The sequence below is a fragment of the Roseomonas nitratireducens genome (assembly GCF_017813355.1).
Taxonomy (GTDB): Bacteria; Pseudomonadota; Alphaproteobacteria; order Acetobacterales; family Acetobacteraceae; genus Neoroseomonas; species Neoroseomonas nitratireducens.
On record NZ_JAGIYZ010000014.1, the window covers coordinates 94,987 to 110,890 of the forward strand.

The following is a 15,904-nucleotide window of genomic DNA, read 5'->3' on the forward strand; positions in this document are numbered from 1 at the left end:
CGACATGCACCTGAACGACCTGTTCGCCGCCCTGCTCATGGGCATCGTCGAGGGGCTGACCGAGTTCCTCCCCATCTCCTCCACCGGCCACCTGATCCTGCTCGGCGAGCTGATCGGCTTCCGCGGGCCGCCGGGGAAGACCTTCGAGATCTCGATCCAGCTCGGCGCCATCCTCGCCGTGGTGGTGATCTACCGGAAGCTGATCCTCGACCTGATGCTGCACATGTGGCGCCCGGGGTTGCAGCGCTTCTACGTGGTGAACCTGCTGCTCGCCTTCCTGCCGGCCGCGGTCATCGGCGCGACGCTGCATTCCACGATCACGGGGCTGCTGTTCAACCCCTGGGTGGTCTGCGTGGCGCTGATCCTGGGCGGCATCGCCATCATCGCGATCGAGCGGGCGCGGCCGGAACCCTCGATCCGCTCGGTGCCGGAGATCGGGCCGCTCGCCGCGCTGCTGATCGGCTTCGGCCAGGCGCTGGCGATGATCCCGGGCACGTCGCGGTCCGGCGCGACCATCATCACCGCGCTGCTGATCGGCGTGGATCGCAAGACGGCGGCCGAATTCTCCTTCGTCCTCGCCATCCCGACCATGCTCGCGGCGACGGTCTACTCGCTCTACAAGGCGCGCGCGGACATCGACGTCTCGGCCTTCGGGCAGATCGGCGTCGGCTTCGCCGCGGCCTTCATCGTCGCCTTCCTGACCGTGCGCGCGGTGCTCGCCGTGATCGGCCGGATCGGCTTCACGCCCTTCGGGTGGTACCGCATCGGCCTTGGGGTGCTCATGCTCGCGGTGCTGTCATTCCGATAACGGAAGATCGCCCGGCGTCAGCGAATTCGTGACATCCGGCATGTAGCCTCCGCCGCCATTCGCGATCCTTCAAGCATGCCGATAGCCCTCCTCATCGCCGCCGCCCTTGCCGTTGTCTGCATGCCGGTGCTGGCGGTGCCGGTTCCCCCGCTACTCGACTACCCGAACCATCTCGCACGGCTCTGGCTGCTGGCGGGCGGGCTCGAACGCCCGGCGCTTGCCGCCTTCTACGAAGCGGACTGGCGCAACGCCTTCACCAATGGCGGCATGGACACGCTGGTGGTGTTGCTGGCGCCGCTCCTGGGCGGAGCGGAGCCTGCGATGCGCCTCATGCTGGCGCTGGCGCTGGTGTTGCCGCCGCTCGGCGCCGCGGCGCTGAACCGCGCGCTCTTCGGCGGCTGGCGCGCCTGGCAGGTCGGCTTCGCGGTCCTCGCCTTCAACGGCATTCTCCTGGCGGGCTTCCTGAGCTTCATGATCGGCCTCGGCCTCGCGCTGCTGGCCGCCGCGGCGGAACCCGCGCTCGTGCGCCGCGCCTGGCTGCCGCGGCTTGTGGTGCGCGCGGCCTTCGGGGTGCTGCTGATCTGGATGCATGCGCTCGGGCTCGCCTTCTACCTGGCGTTGCTGGTGGGTCTCGCGATCGGGCCCTCGATGCGCGCCGCGCTGGCGGGGCCGCGCGCCATCGCGGCGGCGGCCGGGCGGGCGGCGCTCGCCGTCGCGTCGGCGGCGCTGCCCGCCTTCCTCATGCTGCACCTGTCCGGGACGCCGGGGCCGTGGGACGGCGCGGCGGAGGACGACACGCTGCTGCGACCCTGGTCCGGCTATGCCTTCTTCGAGAAGGTCCGCGCCCTGACCACCGCCTTCGGCACCTATGAGGTTCCGGTCGACCTCGCGATGCTGCTGGCCGTGCTTGCGGTCGCACGCTGGGCGCTGGCGAAGGACCGCCTGCGGGTGCATGGCGGGCTGCTGGCCGCCGCGGGCGGATTGCTGGTGCTGGCGATCATCATGCCGAACACGCTCGGCGGGACGGGCTGGATGGACCGGCGTTTCCCGATCATGGCGCTGCTCACCTTCCTCGCGGCGATGTTGCCACGCGTGCCGGCCGGACGGCACCTGGCGGTCGCCGCCGGCCTGCTGCTCATCGTCGCGCTGCGCGCGGCCTGGATGGGCTGGGTGTGGGATGCGCGCCAGGCCGACATCGCCGCGGTGGAGCGCGCGATCGCCCCGATGCCGCCCGGCGCCGCGCTGCTCGTCGCCTATGAGTTCCCCGGCGACCGCTTCGCCTCCCCGGTCGGCCGCTATTTCCCGCGCGGCCAGATGCCGACCTACGAGCATCTCGGCGCCCTGGCCGTGACGCGGCGCGAAGCCTTCGTCCCGACGCTCTTCGCGCTGCGAGGGCGGCACGTGCTGCGCGTGCTCCCGCCCTGGGACGAGCTGGCGCTGGCCAATGGGCTCGGGGTTGCGGTCACCCAGCTGGACGACGCGACGGCGGGCGATGCGCGGCCCTATCTGCGCGACTGGCGCCGACGCTTCGACTACCTGCTGGTGCTCGACGGGGACCATCCCGGCGGCGGCGTGCGCGCCGCGCCGACCCAGGGCCTCGCGCGCGTCGCCATGGAGGGCTTCGCGCGGCTCTACCGGATCGAACGCCCCGGCGAGGCAGCCGCGCGATAGGGCCGGGTCAGGCCGCCCGACGCGCCTCCGACCCGCCGCGCAGCTCCTGCACGCCGATCACCTGGGACAGGTTGCCCGCGACAAGGTGCACCATGCCGGCCGGCATGGCCTCGAGCGCGATCTCGACGCGCATCGCATCGCCCTCGCGCCGGGCGAGCAGCAGGTCCGGCACCAGGTCGCGCTTCGCGAGCGGCTGGAGCAGGCGCGGGAGCAGCCCCGGCGAGGGTTCCGCGAGCAGCACGAAGCGCGCGGGAACAAGATGTTCGGGATCGGTCATGGCGTGGGACTCTGACAAGGGCGGGACGGGCGGAATTCAGGACGGCCGATGGTGCGCCCGGGACGGGCGCGGCCTCATTCGGCCGTGCCGGTAATTCGCCCTGCGATGCGCCGCCGCAATGTCATGGCGCGAACCTAGCAGCCGCGCGGCGGTCGCGCCAGCGCGGAGGTTCGAGCGGCGCCGGGCGATCGGATTTCGTGCCGTGGGATCAATGCGTTCCGGAGCAGGAAATCCGATCGGCCGTGTCCGGCCGGCCGGATATTGCTCTAGCCTTCGTTCCGTCCACGCCGGAGAACGCCGTCATGCAGCGCCGCAACCTCCTCCTCCTCGCCCCAGCGCTGCTCGCCGCGCCGGCACTCGCGCAATCCTATCCGGGGCCGGTGCGCCTCATCGTGCCCTTCGCCACCGGCGGGACCACGGACATCATCGCGCGGCTGATCGCCGAGGAGATGGGGCGGCGGCTCGGCACCACCGTGATCGTGGAGAACCGGCCGGGCGCCGGCGCCACGCTCGGCACAGGCCTCGTCGCGCGCGCCGCGCCGGACGGGACGACGCTGCTGATCTCCACCATCTCCGGCATGGCGGTGGGGCACACGCTGTATCGCGACCGCATCCAGTGGGACGCGGACCGGGATTTCGCACATATCGCGACGATCCTCGGCACGCCCTACCTGCTGCTGGTCAATCCGCAGACACCGATGCGCACGGTGGCGGACTTCGTGGCGGCGGCGAAGCGGCCGAACGGCGTCGCCTACGCCACCAGCGGCATCGGATCCGTGCCGCATCTGGTCGGTCTCAGGCTGGCGCAGGCGGCGGGGTTCGAGTTGCAGCACATTCCCTATCGCGGCGGGTCGCAGGCGGCGACGGACGCGATCGCGGGCACCGTGCCGTCCGTGATGGACAGCCTGACCGCGGCCTCGGCCTATATCCGCGCGGGCAGCCTGCGCGCGCTCGCCTTCACGACGCGGGAGAGGATCGCCGACTTCCCCGACATCCCGACCTTCGTCGAGAGCGGCTTCCCCGACATCATCGCCGATGGCTGGGCCGGCATCGCCGCGCCCGCGGGTACCCCGCGCGCCTTGCAGGAGCGGCTGGCCGCCGCGATCCGAGAGGCGATGGCGGCACCCCAGGTGGCACGGCGCTATGCGGAAACGGCGACGCTGCCGGGGCGCCTGTTCCTCGACGACGCGCAGGCCTTCGTGCGGGCGGAGATCGCGGCCTGGGCGCCGGTGGTGCGCGCTTCCGGCGCCACGCCAGGGTGAGGGCGCATTTCCCACTGGCGCCGCCGGCGCCGCCGGGTTTTGATCGGCGTCAAGGACCGCGCCGCGTCGATGGCGAATGAGGCACGGACCGCCATACGCACAGGGAGAGAACCATGGCACGCGTCGCACTCGTCACCGGAGGCCAGCGCGGCATCGGCGCCGCGATCAGCGAGGCCTTGCAGGCCTCGGGCCGCAAGGTCGTCGCCTCCTTCGCCGGCAACGAGCAGGCGGCGGAGGCCTTCACCAAGCGCACCGGTATCCCCTGCTACAAGTTCGACGTGGCGGACTACGAATCCTGCGCGACCGCGCTGAAGCAGATCGAGCAGGAGGTCGGGCCGGTCGAGGTGCTGGTCAACAATGCCGGCATCACGCGCGACGCCACGATGAAGCGCATGTCCCGCGACATGTGGGACGCGGTGATCGATACCAACCTCGGCTCCTGCTACAACATGTGCAAGCTGGTGTGGGACGGCATGACGGCCCGCAAGTTCGGCCGCATCGTCAACATCGGTTCCATCAACGGCCAGGCCGGGCAGTACGGCCAGGTGAACTACGCCGCCGCCAAGTCCGGCATCCATGGCTTCACCAAGGCGCTGGCCCAGGAAGGCGCGCGCAGCCAGATCACGGTGAACGCCATCGCGCCGGGCTATGTGGACACCGAGATGGTGCGCGCCGTGCCGCCGGACGTGCTCGAGAAGATCGTCGCGCGCATCCCGATGGGCCGCCTCGGCCGCGCCTACGACATCGCGCGCGGCGTGCTGTTCCTTACCGCCGACGACGCGGATTTCATCACCGGATCGACGCTGTCGATCAACGGCGGCCAGCACATGTACTGACGCGATGGAGGCGGTCGCCGTCATCGGTCGCGACGGGCCGGACCCGTCGCGGCGAACCGGGGCGCGCGACCGCCACATCGCCTTCATCGAGGGCGCGGCGGCCGAAGGCCTGTTGCTGCTCGGCCTGCCGATCCATACGGAGGAAGGGCGCTCCGCCGGGTCCCTAATGGTGGTGCCGGCTGATCGGGTCACGGACTATCTCGCCCGCGAACCCTTCGCGCAGGCCGGGGTCTGGGCGGTGGTCGACCGCCGCCCGATGCGCATTCCGCGCCTGCCCTGGCGCCCATGGCCAGGCGATGCGCCGGCGGAAGGGCGCATGTCGATCCTGTTCGCCGATGGCGCGGCGCCGGTCGAAGCGCTCGCGGTCGCCGCGCGCGACGGCTGGCTGCTCTTCGCCGCCGCCACGCGCGACCGGGAGGGCGCCGTGCTCGTCACCACCCATGCCGCGCCCACGGATGCCCAGGCCTGGGCGGCGACGGCGCTGCCGGGATGCCGCCTCGCGGCCGTGCATCCGACGCGCTGGCGGCCGTTGCCTTATCCGCCGCTGCCCTCGGGCTGACGCGGCGGACGTCGCGTGGCAGGCTGCGCCCCGCAGCAAGGGAACGTCGCCATGGGCTACGCCATCATCGCCTGGGACGGGCCGGATCCGTCGCGCCGCGCCGCGGCGCGCGACCGCCACCTGTCCGTCATCACGCGCTGGGCGGAGGAAGGGCGCCTCGCGCTCGGCGTGCCGCTGTTCACGCCGGACTGGCAGCCGGCGGGGTCGCTGATGGTGCTGGAGGTGCCCGACCGCGCCGGGCTCGACGCCTATCTCGGCGAGGAACCCTTTGCCGCCGAGGGTGTCTGGGCGCGCTGGACCGTGCATCCGTTCCGCATCGCGCCCCTGCGCTACCGGCCCCTGCCCCAGCCTGGCGAGCCGATCTCGGCTACCCGGACGCACACCGTCATCGTCGCCATGGATGGCACCGATGCCGCGGCGCCCGCGCGACGCGCGGCGGTGCGGGAAGCGCATCTGGCGCGCGTCGTGCCGATGGCGGCGGACGGCACGCTGGCGATGGGCGGCGCCATCCTGGACGAGGCCGGCGCGATGCGCGGGTCGATCGCCGTGACGCGCCACGCGAGCGACGATGCCGCGCGCGCCTGGTTGGCGGAGGATCCGTATGTGACCGATGGCGTCTGGAACGACATCGCGCTGCATGGGACGCGGTTTGCACCGCTGCCGTACCGGGCGTTGCCAGGGGCGTGACAAGCCTGGACGCGCGACGCTTCCCGCCGCAAGACGCATTCACGCGCCCTGCGCGCGGACCGGGGCGGCGATGACGCGACATCCGTACGTCGTCATTCTCGCCCTCGGGCTGATGGTCGCCGGGTACGCGATACTCCTGCTCGGTCTCCGCGGCGCGGGCATATGGCTGCTGGACAGGGAAGGACTGCCTGCGCGGAACGACTTCCTCGCGATATGGACGGCGGGCCGGCTTGCACTGGGCGGGATGGCGGCGGATGTCTACGACTGGGTCGCGCTCGAGGCCGAGATGCGCCGCGCCGGGGTGCCGACGCCCGAGGGCCTGCCGCCCCTGGGCTGGATGTATCCGCCGGGCTTTCTTCTCGTCGCCGCCATCCTGGCTATAGCACCCTGGACTTGGTCCTTTCTCGCATGGCAGGGGATGACCATCGCAATGCTCTGTGCGACGCAGGCGATGATAGCGCGAGATCAGCGCGGGTTGGCGATCCTGTTGGGGGTCGCAACGCCATGCGCGTTGCTCTGCGTCGTCCAGGGGCAGACCGGTTTCCTGAGCGCCGCGCTCCTGGGCTCCGGGCTTTTCTGGCTCGACCGGAAGCCGGCGCTTGCAGGCGCGTTGCTTGGACTTGCGACGTTCAAGCCGCATATCGGTTTCGTCGTCCCGCTACTGCTCGTGGCGACGGGGCGTTGGAAGGTGCTGCTGTTCGGCGGATTGGCCGCCTGCGCGTTCGCTGCGGCCGCGGCGTTGATTCTGGGGATGCCCGCCTGGGTGGCGTTTCTTGGCTCCCTTCATGGCTCGTCCGTTCGCTTCCTGATGGCCGACGGGTTTCGGGTGCCGTTGCAGTCGATCCACAGCACCATGCTCGACATCGGTGCAGATCGTTCGGTTGCGGGATTGGCGCATGGCGGCGTTGCGCTTGCCGCTCTGCTGGGCGCCCTGAAGATCTGGCGCGATCCTGGCAGCGACGAGGGGCTTCGTGGCGCCTCTGCGCTCGGTGCGGCCTACCTTGCGACGCCCTACGCCCTGCCGCATGACAGTGTCGCGCTTGCGGTCGCGGCCGGGTTCCTCCTGCGCCATGCCAGATGGGATGTCCTTACACCGACGGATCGGAGCCTCCTGCTGCTGGCGGTGATTGTCGTACCGGCGGGCAGCCTCCTGTCGCGTGCGAGCTTCCCGACGCCAGCGGCGTGGCTCACGATGCTCGGGCTTACGCTTTGGCTTTACCTGCGGCTGCGTAGGTTTCCTGGCGCCTGGCCATCGCGCCCCTGAACGCCAGGACCAGGAGGAGGATCGCCGCGAACGGGCCGAGCAGTGTGGGGCCCACGAACAGGCCAACACCGGGGAGGATAGGCGCGGCAATGATCAGGACGACCTCGGGCGTCCGCAGATGGCCTGAGAGCGCGGCACGGCTGAGAAAGGCCGCGGCAACAACGAGGATCGCCGCATCGTGGCCGAAGGCGTAGGGAGTCACGAGGTAGCACGCAGCAATGAGGGCGGGCGCCTGGAACGCGAGCGGCGCGTCGATGCGCCACAGGCATGCGGCGGCCAGGATGCCCGCGGCCGCGACGGCGACATGCAGTGCGATGGCGAGCGACGGGTAGCCGGAAGTGCTGAGCGCCGCATAGACGGTCAGCATGCGTGCCCTCTCGTCGGATGCGCCGAGGAAGCGATCGGCTGTACCGCCAACGGACTGGATGAAGGCCCCCCAGCTGTCGAAGCCGAGGATTGCGGCCGAGAGGGCTGCCGTCGCGGCCGCGCCGATCGTGAAGCCCATGAGGGAGTCCCGGCGACCGGCGAGGACGAACACCACCGGGATCGCGGCAGAAAGATGCGGCTTGTAGGTGAGAAGGCCGAGCAGCGCACCGCCCAGCATCGGTCGCCTGTCGATCAGCGCAAGCCCGATCCCGAACAGCCCGGCCGAGACATAGCCGTTCTGCCCGTTCAGCACGTTCGAGATGGTCGGAGGTGCGGCGAAGCCGAGCGCCATGGCCCCGGATCTGGGAAGGGCGAGGCGCATCGCCATCGCGAACATCGCGCCGGTCGCGGCCAGCCAGACGGACAGGGCGGGCACATAGGGCAGCGTCGCCATAGGCGCGAGCACCAACAGCAGGATCGGCGGATTCAGCCAGCGAAGGCCGACATGCGACGTCGTGTCGAGGAAGGCCGCGAGCGCGGCCTCGAACGCGTCCGGCCGGTAGGCGGTCGCCGCTTCGCCCGCCAGCGCCATCAGGCCGGCGACGTAGAGCGCCGAGAAATCCAGCGGCACGAACGTCCCGGTCGATGAAAGGAACCAGGGATGCCCGTTCGCCTGCCAGGCAGCCGCGACGGTGCCGGCGTAGAGACAGCAGACAGCCCAGGCCGCGAGGCGGAGCGCCGGCCACATCGCGAGCCTAGCCGAGCTGCAGTGCGGCCCGGCCGGATGCGCCTGTCGCCACCCACATCGGAGCGAGTTCCGTCACGCCGCCGCCTTCAGCCCCACCTCGAACACCGCCTCGGTCTTCTCCCGCATCTCCTCGAGGCTCACGCCCGGTGCGAGTTCCGTCAGCACCAGCCGCTCAGGCCCCTTGCGCGCAATCTCGAAGACGCCGAGGTCGCTGATCACCATGTCGACCACCCGCGCGCCGGTCAGCGGCAGGGTGCAGGACTGCAGCAGCTTGGGCTTGCCGCCGGCGGTGTGCTCCATCAGCACGATCACGCGCTTCACGCCGGCGACGAGGTCCATCGCGCCGCCCATCCCCTTCACCATCTTGCCGGGGATCATCCAGTTGGCGAGGTCGCCATTCGCCGCGACCTGCAGCGCGCCGAGGATCGACAGGTCGATATGCCCGCCGCGGATCATCCCGAAGGATTGCGCGGAATCGAAGAAGGCGCTGGTCGGCAGCTGCGTGATGGTCTGCTTGCCGGCGTTGATGAGGTCTGCATCCTCCTCCCCCTCATAGGGGAAGGGGCCGAGACCGAGCATGCCGTTCTCGCTCTGCAGCTGCACGTTGAAGCCGGCGGGAACGTGGTTGGCCACCAGCGTCGGGATGCCGATGCCGAGGTTGACGTAGAAGCCGTCCTTGAGTTCGCGGGCGGCGCGGGCCGCCATCTCGTCGCGGGTCCAGGGCATGTCCGTCTCTCCTCGATCAGCGCGGCAGATGGTCGGGGCCGGCGGCGGCGGCGGGGTGCTTGCGCACCGTGCGCTGCTCGATCCGCTTCTCGTAGCCCGCCGGGCAGGTGACGATGCGCTTCACGAAGATGCCCGGCGTGTGGATGTGGTCGGCGTCGATCTCGCCCGGCCGGACCAGGTGCTCGACCTGCGCGACCGTGACCTTTGCCGCGGTGGCCATCATCGGATTGAAGTTCCGCGCGGTCTTCCGATAGACGAGGTTGCCCTCGGTATCGCCCATATAGGCGTGGACGATGGCGAGGTCGGCGAAGATGCCGCGCTCCATCACATAGGTCTCGCCGTCGAACTCCCGCGTCTCCTTGCCCTTCGCCACTTCCGTACCGACGCCGGTCTTGGTGAAGAAGGCGGGGATGCCGGCGCCGCCGGCGCGGATGCGCTCGGCCAGCGTGCCCTGCGGGTTGAACTCGATCTCGAGCTCCCCGGCCAGGTATTGCCGGGCGAATTCCGCGTTCTCGCCGACATAGCTGCTGACCATCTTGCGGATCTGCCGCGTCTTCAGCAGCAGGCCGAGCCCGGCATCGTCGATGCCCGCATTGTTCGAGACGACGGTGAGGTCCTTCACGCCGCTCTCGCGGATCGCCTCGATCAGCAGCGACGGCACGCCGCACAGCCCGAAGCCGCCGGAATGGATCACCATGCCGTCGCGCAGGACGCCGGCGAGGGCCGCCTTTGCGTCTGGATAGACCTTGCCCATGGGCTCTCCCCGAGTTCTGGCTGAACGGCTTCTCCCTACCGTTCCGCGCGTCGCGCCGGAAGGGGTCGCAGCCCCCCTTGCGGGGGTGGCGAGCGGAGGCTATACCGCGCGCCTCTTCCCGGGGGGCCATAGCTCAGTTGGGAGAGCGCTTGAATGGCATTCAAGAGGTCGTCGGTTCGATTCCGATTGGCTCCACCAGGTTTACCGCCGGTTTCCGAGTGATCGGGACCGGCGGTTTGCTTTTCGGGGCACCCCTTCCGGAAGACGCCGCCGGATGCCCGAACGGGCCGGCGCCCCGCCCAGGTCAGGCGATGCCGACGACGCGATAGGCGAAGGCAGCCCCGCCCGGCTCGGTGACCGTCACATGTTCTCCGGGCCGCAGGGGGTCCACGCCGCAGTCGAACCGCGTCTCGGGCGCGTCCGGGCCTTCCGTCGCGCGGCCGAAGAAGCGGATGGACCAGCCATGGTCCGGATCGTACTGCACGTCGCCCTGCTCGGGCGCCGCCTCGGGCAGGATGCGCCGCGCCCGCCACGGCACGGGGTCCGCGGCCCAGGCCTCGGCATCGGGACGCCCCGCGGCGTCCAGCGCGAGGTCGATCTCGTAGCGATGGTCCGGGCTGCCGTCCGGGAAGCCCGGGCCGGCGGCGAGCGCCAGGATGACCGTGACGGTCGGCATCGTCAGATCGCCACCCGCACGCCGAGCTCGACCACGCGGTCGGACGGGATGCGGAAGAACTCGGTCGCCGGCACGGCGTTGCGCGACATGATGGTGAACAGCCACTGGCGCCACCTCGACATCTTCGGCACCGCCGCCGCGACCACCGTCTCCCGCCCCAGGAAGTAGGAGGTCTGCATCGGCTCGAAGGGGATGCCTACCTCCTTCAGCGCCTGGAGTTCCTTGGGGATATTCGGGCTTTCCTGGAAGCCGTAGCGCAGCGCGATGCGGTGGATGTCGGGGGCCAGCTGCTCCACGACCCGGCGCTGGTCGGCCGGCACGTAGGGGACGGCTTCGTTCGCCACGGTGACGAACAGCACCCGTTCATGCAGCACCTTGTTGTGCTTCAGGTTGTGCAGCAGCGCGCCGGGCAGGAAATCCGCCTGGCTCGTCATGAACACCGCTGTGCCCGGCACGCGCACGGTGCGGGACTGCGGCAGGCGCGCGATGAAGGACTTCAGCGGCAGCCCGTCCTGGCGGAAGCGGGCGAACAGCAGCTCGCGTCCGCGATGCCAGGTCGTCATCATCACGAACAGCGCGGCGCCGAGCACCAGCGGCACGTAGCCACCTTGCGGGATCTTCAGCACGTTGGAGAAGAAGAACAGCAGGTCGAGCAGCAGCAGCGGCACGAAGACGGCGGCCACCAGCGGCCAGGACCAGCCGAACTGCCGGCGGAAGACGATGAAGGCCAGGATCGTCGTGCAGACGAAGGTGCCCGTCACCGCGATGCCATAGGCCGCGGCGAGGTTGTCGGAGGTGTGGAACTCCATCACCAGGATGACGACGCCGATCAGCAACAGCGCATTGACCTGGGGCATGTAGATCTGCCCTTCCTCGGTCGCGCTGGTGTGGTTGACCGCGAGCCGCGGGATGAAGCCGAGCTGCACGCACTGCCGGGCAATGGTGTAGGCGCCCGAGATCATCGCCTGGCTCGCGATGATCGTCGCCGCGGTGGCGAGGAACACCAGCGGCAGGCGGAACCATTCGGGCGCGAGCAGGAAGAAGGGGTTCTCGATCGCCTCGGGGTCGCGCAGCAGCAGCGCGCCCTGGCCGAGATAGTTCAGCGCGAGCGCGGGCAGCACCAGCCACAGCCAGGCCCAGCGGATCGGACGGCGGCCGAAATGGCCCATGTCGGCGTAGAGCGCTTCCGCCCCCGTCACCGCCAGCACGACCGACCCGAAGGCGATGAAGGCGGCGATGCGGTACTCGATGCAGAAGATCACCGCGTAGTGCGGCGACAGGGCGAGCAGCACGATCGGGTTGTGGACCATCTCCCACACGCCGAGCGCCCCGAGCACGCCGAACCAGGCCGCGCAGATCGGCCCGAACACCGCGCCCATCAGCCCGGTGCCGCGATACTGCACGAGGAACAGCGCCAGCAGGATCGCGAGCGCGATCGGGATCACCGCCTCCTCGAAATGCGGGGAGACGACCTTGAGGCCCTCCACCGCCGAGAGCACGGAGATCGCCGGGGTGATGATGCCGTCGCCGAAGAACAGGCAGGCGCCGGTGATGCCGACCAGCGCCAGGGCCCAGCGCGCACGGTCGGACACCACCGTCCGCTGCGCCAGCGCCATCAGCGCGAGGATGCCGCCCTCCCCGCGGTTGTCCGCGCGGAGGACGAAGACGACGTACTTCACCGTCACGGTCAGGATCAGCGCCCAGATGATCAGGCTGAGGATCCCGAGGATCTCCCAGCGCTCGAGCCCGCCTTCCGTGAAATGGACGAGCGAGGCGCGCAGCGCGTAGAGCGGCGAGGTGCCGATGTCGCCGTACACCACCCCGAGCACGCCGAGGACCAGCGCAGGCGTCAGCAGTTGGGACTTGTCAGGGGCGGGAGCGGTCACGGAACCTCGCTGCACTGCGGCAAGGCGCGAAGGCATAGGCCCGTGGGGACCCTTGCCGCAATCCTGCCGTATTGCGTTCGCTGCATGGCCGGGCCGAAGGCGGCGGGGATGGTGCCCGCCGCGCCCCTTCCGTCAGTGCCCGCGCAGAATCTGGCTGAGGAACAGCTGCAGCCGGTCCGTCTTGGGGTCGTTGAAGACCTGTTCGGGCGTTCCGACCTCGACCACCTCGCCCCGGTCCATGAACACGACGCGGTCCGCGACCTGGCGGGCGAAGCCCATCTCGTGCGTCACGCAGATCATGGTCATGCCCTCGGCGGCGAGCATGACCATGGTGTCGAGCACCTCCTTGATCATCTCGGGGTCGAGCGCGCTGGTCGGCTCGTCGAACAGCATGATCTTGGGCTTCATGCACAGCGCGCGGGCGATGGCCACGCGCTGCTGCTGGCCGCCCGACAGCTGGCCGGGATACTTCATCGCCTGCTCCGGGATCTTCACCCGGGTCAGGTACTCCATGGCCAGTTCCTCGGCCTGCTTCTTCGGCATCTTGCGCACCCAGATCGGCGCAAGGGTGCAGTTCTCGAGCACCGTCAGGTGCGGGAACAGGTTGAAGGACTGGAACACCATGCCGACCTCGCGGCGGATGGCGTCGAGCGCGCGGACATCGTCCGACAGCTCGATCCCGTCCACCAGGATGCGGCCTTCCTGGTGCGTCTCCAGCCGGTTGATGCAGCGGATCATGGTGGACTTGCCGGACCCGGAGGGCCCGCAGACCACCACGCGCTCCCCGGTCGCCACCTGCAGGTCCACGTCGCGCAGCACGTGTAGCGCGCCGAACCACTTGTTCACCTTGTCGAGCACGATCGCCGGCGGGGCGTCCGTGCGGACGGCCGAGGCGACGTGGCCCGGGCTCGTATCGATCGCAGCACTCATGTCCGTTCTCGTTCCCTGTTGCGATTCAGCGGCGACGGTGTCGGTTGAGGTCCGACTCCAGCCCCGCGCTGTACTTCGACATGGCGAAGCAGAAGACCAGGTAGATGCCGCCTACGAAGACATAGACCTCGATGCCGAAGCCCTGCCAGGAAGGCTCGACGATCGCGGTCTTGCCCGCCGTCAGCAGGTCGAAGATGCCGATGATCAGCACCAGCGACGTGTCCTTGAAGAAGCCAATGAAGGTGTTCACCAGCGGCGGGATCACCGTGCGCAGCGCCTGCGGCAGGATGATCAGGCCGGTCTTCTGCCAGTAGGACAGGCCCATGGCGTCGGCGGCCTCGTACTGCCCCTTGGGCAGCGCCTGCAGCCCGGCGCGCACCACTTCCGCGAGATACGCCCCGGCGAAGAGAATGATGGCGATCTGCGCGCGCAGCAGCTTGTCGATGTTCATCCCTTCCGGCAGGAACAGCGGGAACATCACGCTGGCCATGAACAGCAGCGAGATGAGCGGCACGCCGCGGATCAGCTCCACGTACAGCACGCAGAGCACCTTGATCGCCGGCAGGTTCGACCGACGCCCGAGCGCCACCAGGATCGACAGCGGGAAGGCGAAGGCGAGCCCGAAGGTCGCGAGGATCAGCGTGATCGGCAGCCCGCCCCAGCGTTCCTGCGGCACGTAGGGCAGGCCGAACACGCCGCCCCACATCAGCACGCCGATCGCGGTCAGCGTGCCGATCCAGATCGGCACCAGCGTCCAGTTCCAGAAGCGCTTCAGCGCCGAGACGATGTACAGCGCGACGAACAGGATGCAGACCAGCCCCGGGCGCCAATGCTGTTCGTACGGATAGGTGCCGAACAGCATGAAGCGGTGCTTTTCGGTCACCACCGCCCAGCAGGCGCCGCTGCCCTGCAATTCGCGGCAGGCCTGGGTCTGCGCCTGCCCGTTCGGCGCGATGGGCACCGACCAGATGGCGTTGATGAACGCCCAGTCGACGAAGCCCATGACGGCCCGGACGACGAGGTAGCCCAGCACCAGCGTCACGGCGGTGGACAGCCAGCCGGAGAACAGGTTCGTCCGCAGCCACGCGATCGGCCCGACCGCGGTGATGGGCGCGCTGCGCGGCGGGCCGCCGGCCGCGACGGGCGGGGAATTGGCGGTGATGTCGCTCATGGCCGGCTCCTCACCGTTCCACCAACGCGATCTTCGCGTTGTACCAGTTCATGAAAAGGCTGATGGACAGGCTGATGGACAGGTAGACCGCCATGATGATGGCGATGCCCTCGATCGCCTGGCCGGTCTGGTTCAGCGTGGTGTTCGCGATCGACACGATGTCCTGGTAGCCGATCGCGACCGCGAGCGAGGAGTTCTTCGTCAGGTTCAGGTAGTTCGACGTCATCGGCGGGATGATGACGCGCAGCGCCTGGGGCATGACGATCAGCCGCAGCACCGACCCGTGCCGCAGGCCGAGCGCCTGCGCCGCTTCCCACTGCCCCTGGTTCACCGAGATGATGCCCGCCCGGACCACTTCCGCGATGAAGCCGGCCGTGTAGGTGACGAGGCCGATCAGCAGCGCGGCGTATTCCGGGCTGATGTTCATGCCGCCGCGGAAGTTGAAGCCGCGCAGCGCCGGCCAGTCGATCTCCCACGGCGCGCCCATCACCTGCCAGGTCAGCACCGGCAGGCCGGCGATCAGCGCGACCGCGGCCGGCCAGACCTTGCGCGGCTGCCCGTCGGCCATCTGCTTGGCGCGGGCCTGGCGGGCGTACAGCCAGGTCAGCACGATGCCGGCGACGAAGGCGACCATGGCGGCGGTGTGCGCGTTCTCCCACACCAGCGCCGGCATCTTCATGCCGCGGTTGGACAGGAACACGCCCTCGATCGGCTGCAGCGCCTGCCGCGGGCCGGGCAGCCCCTGCAGGATCGTGTACCAGAACAGCAGCTGCAGCAGCAGCGGCAGGTCGCGGATCACCTCGACATAGAAGGCCGACAGCTTCGCGACGAGGTAGTTCTTCGACAGCCGCGCGATGCCGATCAGCGTGCCGAGGATGGTCGCCAGCACGATGCCGACCACCGCGACCTTGAGCGTGTTCAGCACGCCCACCAGCAGGGCGCGGAAATAGGTGTGCGTCGGGTCGTAGTCGATCAGGCTCTCGGCGATCGGCAGCCCCGCCTCGCGGTTCAGGAAGCCGAAGCCGGTCGCGATGCGGCGTACTTCCAGGTTGTGGACGGTGTTCGACCACAGCCACCAGATGACCGAGCCGATCGCGCCGACGACAAGGACCTGCCAGACGATCCCGCGCACCCGCTCATCCGCCCAGGACAGGCGCATCGGTCGTTTGGGCGGCTTACGCCGGTAGCGTGGGTCGACGGTCGCGTCCGACATTCTTCTGTTGCCTCACCTGTTCCTGGTCCGGGCCCGGCCCGGGAAAACCGCGCGGGGCGGAGGATGCCCC

Annotated in this window: 16 protein-coding genes and 1 tRNA gene; 8 read left to right on the forward strand and 9 right to left on the reverse strand. The window is 69.7% G+C overall.

Annotated features, from left to right (window positions below):
* Positions 1-4 precede the first annotated feature (4 nt).
* Positions 5-808 carry an undecaprenyl-diphosphate phosphatase gene (locus J5Y09_RS15215; RefSeq protein WP_209352662.1) on the forward strand — a complete coding sequence of 268 codons (804 nt, stop codon included), beginning with the start codon at positions 5-7 and terminating at the stop codon, positions 806-808.
* 75 nt (positions 809-883) lie between these two features.
* The gene (locus J5Y09_RS15220) at positions 884-2,479 is read left to right on the forward strand and encodes a hypothetical protein (protein WP_209352663.1); all 1,596 of its coding nucleotides are present in this window, start codon (positions 884-886) and stop codon (positions 2,477-2,479) included.
* 7 nt (positions 2,480-2,486) lie between these two features.
* Here J5Y09_RS15220 and J5Y09_RS15225 read toward each other — a convergent pair whose 3' ends face one another.
* Entirely contained in the window at positions 2,487-2,756 is a 270-nt protein-coding gene (locus J5Y09_RS15225) for an ACT-like domain-containing protein (RefSeq protein ID WP_209352664.1), read from the reverse strand.
* A 302-nt stretch (positions 2,757-3,058) separates the two neighbouring features.
* On the opposite strand from J5Y09_RS15225, the gene J5Y09_RS15230 reads away from it, so the two are divergent.
* The 5 genes from J5Y09_RS15230 (at position 3,059) to J5Y09_RS15250 (ending at position 7,364) form a co-directional block, all read left to right on the forward strand.
* Positions 3,059-4,018 carry a Bug family tripartite tricarboxylate transporter substrate binding protein gene (locus J5Y09_RS15230; RefSeq protein ID WP_209352665.1) on the forward strand — a complete coding sequence of 320 codons (960 nt, stop codon included), beginning with the start codon at positions 3,059-3,061 and terminating at the stop codon, positions 4,016-4,018.
* 113 nt (positions 4,019-4,131) lie between these two features.
* Positions 4,132-4,854: an acetoacetyl-CoA reductase gene (gene phbB / locus J5Y09_RS15235; RefSeq protein WP_209352666.1), complete on the forward strand. Its 723-nt coding sequence runs from the start codon at positions 4,132-4,134 to the stop codon at positions 4,852-4,854.
* Between the two features lie 4 nt (positions 4,855-4,858).
* On the forward strand, positions 4,859-5,413 hold the full coding sequence (locus J5Y09_RS15240; protein WP_209352667.1) for a YciI family protein: 555 nt from the start codon (positions 4,859-4,861) through the stop codon (positions 5,411-5,413).
* A gap of 51 nt (positions 5,414-5,464) precedes the next feature.
* Positions 5,465-6,100 carry a YciI family protein gene (locus tag J5Y09_RS15245; protein WP_209352668.1) on the forward strand — a complete coding sequence of 212 codons (636 nt, stop codon included), beginning with the start codon at positions 5,465-5,467 and terminating at the stop codon, positions 6,098-6,100.
* 70 nt (positions 6,101-6,170) lie between these two features.
* Complete coding sequence (locus tag J5Y09_RS15250) at positions 6,171-7,364, forward strand: glycosyltransferase family 87 protein (protein WP_209352669.1); 1,194 nt, start codon at positions 6,171-6,173, stop codon at positions 7,362-7,364.
* On the opposite strand, the gene J5Y09_RS15255 is transcribed toward J5Y09_RS15250, so the two are convergent.
* From J5Y09_RS15255 to J5Y09_RS15265, 3 genes are all read right to left on the reverse strand, one after another.
* Positions 7,303-8,478, reverse strand: a complete 1,176-nt coding sequence (locus J5Y09_RS15255) for a glycosyltransferase family 87 protein (RefSeq protein WP_209352670.1) — start codon at positions 8,476-8,478, stop codon at positions 7,303-7,305. The genes J5Y09_RS15250 and J5Y09_RS15255 overlap by 62 nt on opposite strands.
* A gap of 72 nt (positions 8,479-8,550) precedes the next feature.
* Positions 8,551-9,204, reverse strand: coding sequence for a CoA transferase subunit B (locus tag J5Y09_RS15260; RefSeq protein ID WP_209352671.1), 654 nt, complete (start codon positions 9,202-9,204; stop codon positions 8,551-8,553).
* Between the two features lie 16 nt (positions 9,205-9,220).
* Complete coding sequence (locus J5Y09_RS15265; protein ID WP_209352672.1) at positions 9,221-9,958, reverse strand: CoA transferase subunit A; 738 nt, start codon at positions 9,956-9,958, stop codon at positions 9,221-9,223.
* 122 nt (positions 9,959-10,080) lie between these two features.
* Here J5Y09_RS15265 and J5Y09_RS15270 point away from each other — a divergent pair.
* Positions 10,081-10,156 (forward strand) — tRNA-Ala (locus J5Y09_RS15270).
* 106 nt (positions 10,157-10,262) lie between these two features.
* Here J5Y09_RS15270 and J5Y09_RS15275 read toward each other — a convergent pair.
* The 5 genes from J5Y09_RS15275 to J5Y09_RS15295 form a co-directional block, all read right to left on the reverse strand.
* Positions 10,263-10,634 carry a hypothetical protein gene (locus J5Y09_RS15275; protein WP_209352673.1) on the reverse strand — a complete coding sequence of 124 codons (372 nt, stop codon included), beginning with the start codon at positions 10,632-10,634 and terminating at the stop codon, positions 10,263-10,265.
* Between the two features lie 2 nt (positions 10,635-10,636).
* Positions 10,637-12,556, reverse strand: coding sequence for a potassium transporter Kup (locus J5Y09_RS15280; RefSeq protein WP_209352674.1), 1,920 nt, complete (start codon positions 12,554-12,556; stop codon positions 10,637-10,639).
* Positions 12,557-12,652: 96 nt separating this feature from the next.
* Positions 12,653-13,450, reverse strand: coding sequence for an amino acid ABC transporter ATP-binding protein (locus tag J5Y09_RS15285; RefSeq protein ID WP_209352675.1), 798 nt, complete (start codon positions 13,448-13,450; stop codon positions 12,653-12,655).
* Between the two features lie 25 nt (positions 13,451-13,475).
* The gene (locus J5Y09_RS15290) at positions 13,476-14,621 is read right to left on the reverse strand and encodes an amino acid ABC transporter permease (RefSeq protein WP_209352676.1); all 1,146 of its coding nucleotides are present in this window, start codon (positions 14,619-14,621) and stop codon (positions 13,476-13,478) included.
* Positions 14,622-14,631: 10 nt separating this feature from the next.
* Positions 14,632-15,834, reverse strand: coding sequence for an amino acid ABC transporter permease (locus J5Y09_RS15295; protein ID WP_245217150.1), 1,203 nt, complete (start codon positions 15,832-15,834; stop codon positions 14,632-14,634).
* Positions 15,835-15,904: the final 70 nt, after the last annotated feature.

Excerpts from the sequence above, each read along its gene's own strand:
- J5Y09_RS15215 (WP_209352662.1), top strand. The coding sequence starts at position 5 with ATGCACCTGAACGACCTGTTCGCCGCCCTGCTCATGGGCATCGTCGAG.
- J5Y09_RS15220 (WP_209352663.1), top strand. The coding sequence starts at position 884 with ATGCCGATAGCCCTCCTCATCGCCGCCGCCCTTGCCGTTGTCTGCATG.
- J5Y09_RS15225 (WP_209352664.1), bottom strand. The coding sequence starts at position 2,756 with ATGACCGATCCCGAACATCTTGTTCCCGCGCGCTTCGTGCTGCTCGCG.
- J5Y09_RS15230 (WP_209352665.1), top strand. The coding sequence starts at position 3,059 with ATGCAGCGCCGCAACCTCCTCCTCCTCGCCCCAGCGCTGCTCGCCGCG.
- phbB (WP_209352666.1), top strand. The coding sequence starts at position 4,132 with ATGGCACGCGTCGCACTCGTCACCGGAGGCCAGCGCGGCATCGGCGCC.
- J5Y09_RS15240 (WP_209352667.1), top strand. The coding sequence starts at position 4,859 with ATGGAGGCGGTCGCCGTCATCGGTCGCGACGGGCCGGACCCGTCGCGG.
- J5Y09_RS15245 (WP_209352668.1), top strand. The coding sequence starts at position 5,465 with ATGGGCTACGCCATCATCGCCTGGGACGGGCCGGATCCGTCGCGCCGC.
- J5Y09_RS15250 (WP_209352669.1), top strand. The coding sequence starts at position 6,171 with ATGACGCGACATCCGTACGTCGTCATTCTCGCCCTCGGGCTGATGGTC.
- J5Y09_RS15255 (WP_209352670.1), bottom strand. The coding sequence starts at position 8,478 with ATGTGGCCGGCGCTCCGCCTCGCGGCCTGGGCTGTCTGCTGTCTCTAC.
- J5Y09_RS15260 (WP_209352671.1), bottom strand. The coding sequence starts at position 9,204 with ATGCCCTGGACCCGCGACGAGATGGCGGCCCGCGCCGCCCGCGAACTC.
- J5Y09_RS15265 (WP_209352672.1), bottom strand. The coding sequence starts at position 9,958 with ATGGGCAAGGTCTATCCAGACGCAAAGGCGGCCCTCGCCGGCGTCCTG.
- J5Y09_RS15275 (WP_209352673.1), bottom strand. The coding sequence starts at position 10,634 with ATGCCGACCGTCACGGTCATCCTGGCGCTCGCCGCCGGCCCGGGCTTC.
- J5Y09_RS15280 (WP_209352674.1), bottom strand. The coding sequence starts at position 12,556 with ATGCCTTCGCGCCTTGCCGCAGTGCAGCGAGGTTCCGTGACCGCTCCC.
- J5Y09_RS15285 (WP_209352675.1), bottom strand. The coding sequence starts at position 13,450 with ATGAGTGCTGCGATCGATACGAGCCCGGGCCACGTCGCCTCGGCCGTC.
- J5Y09_RS15290 (WP_209352676.1), bottom strand. The coding sequence starts at position 14,621 with ATGAGCGACATCACCGCCAATTCCCCGCCCGTCGCGGCCGGCGGCCCG.
- J5Y09_RS15295 (WP_245217150.1), bottom strand. The coding sequence starts at position 15,834 with ATGTCGGACGCGACCGTCGACCCACGCTACCGGCGTAAGCCGCCCAAA.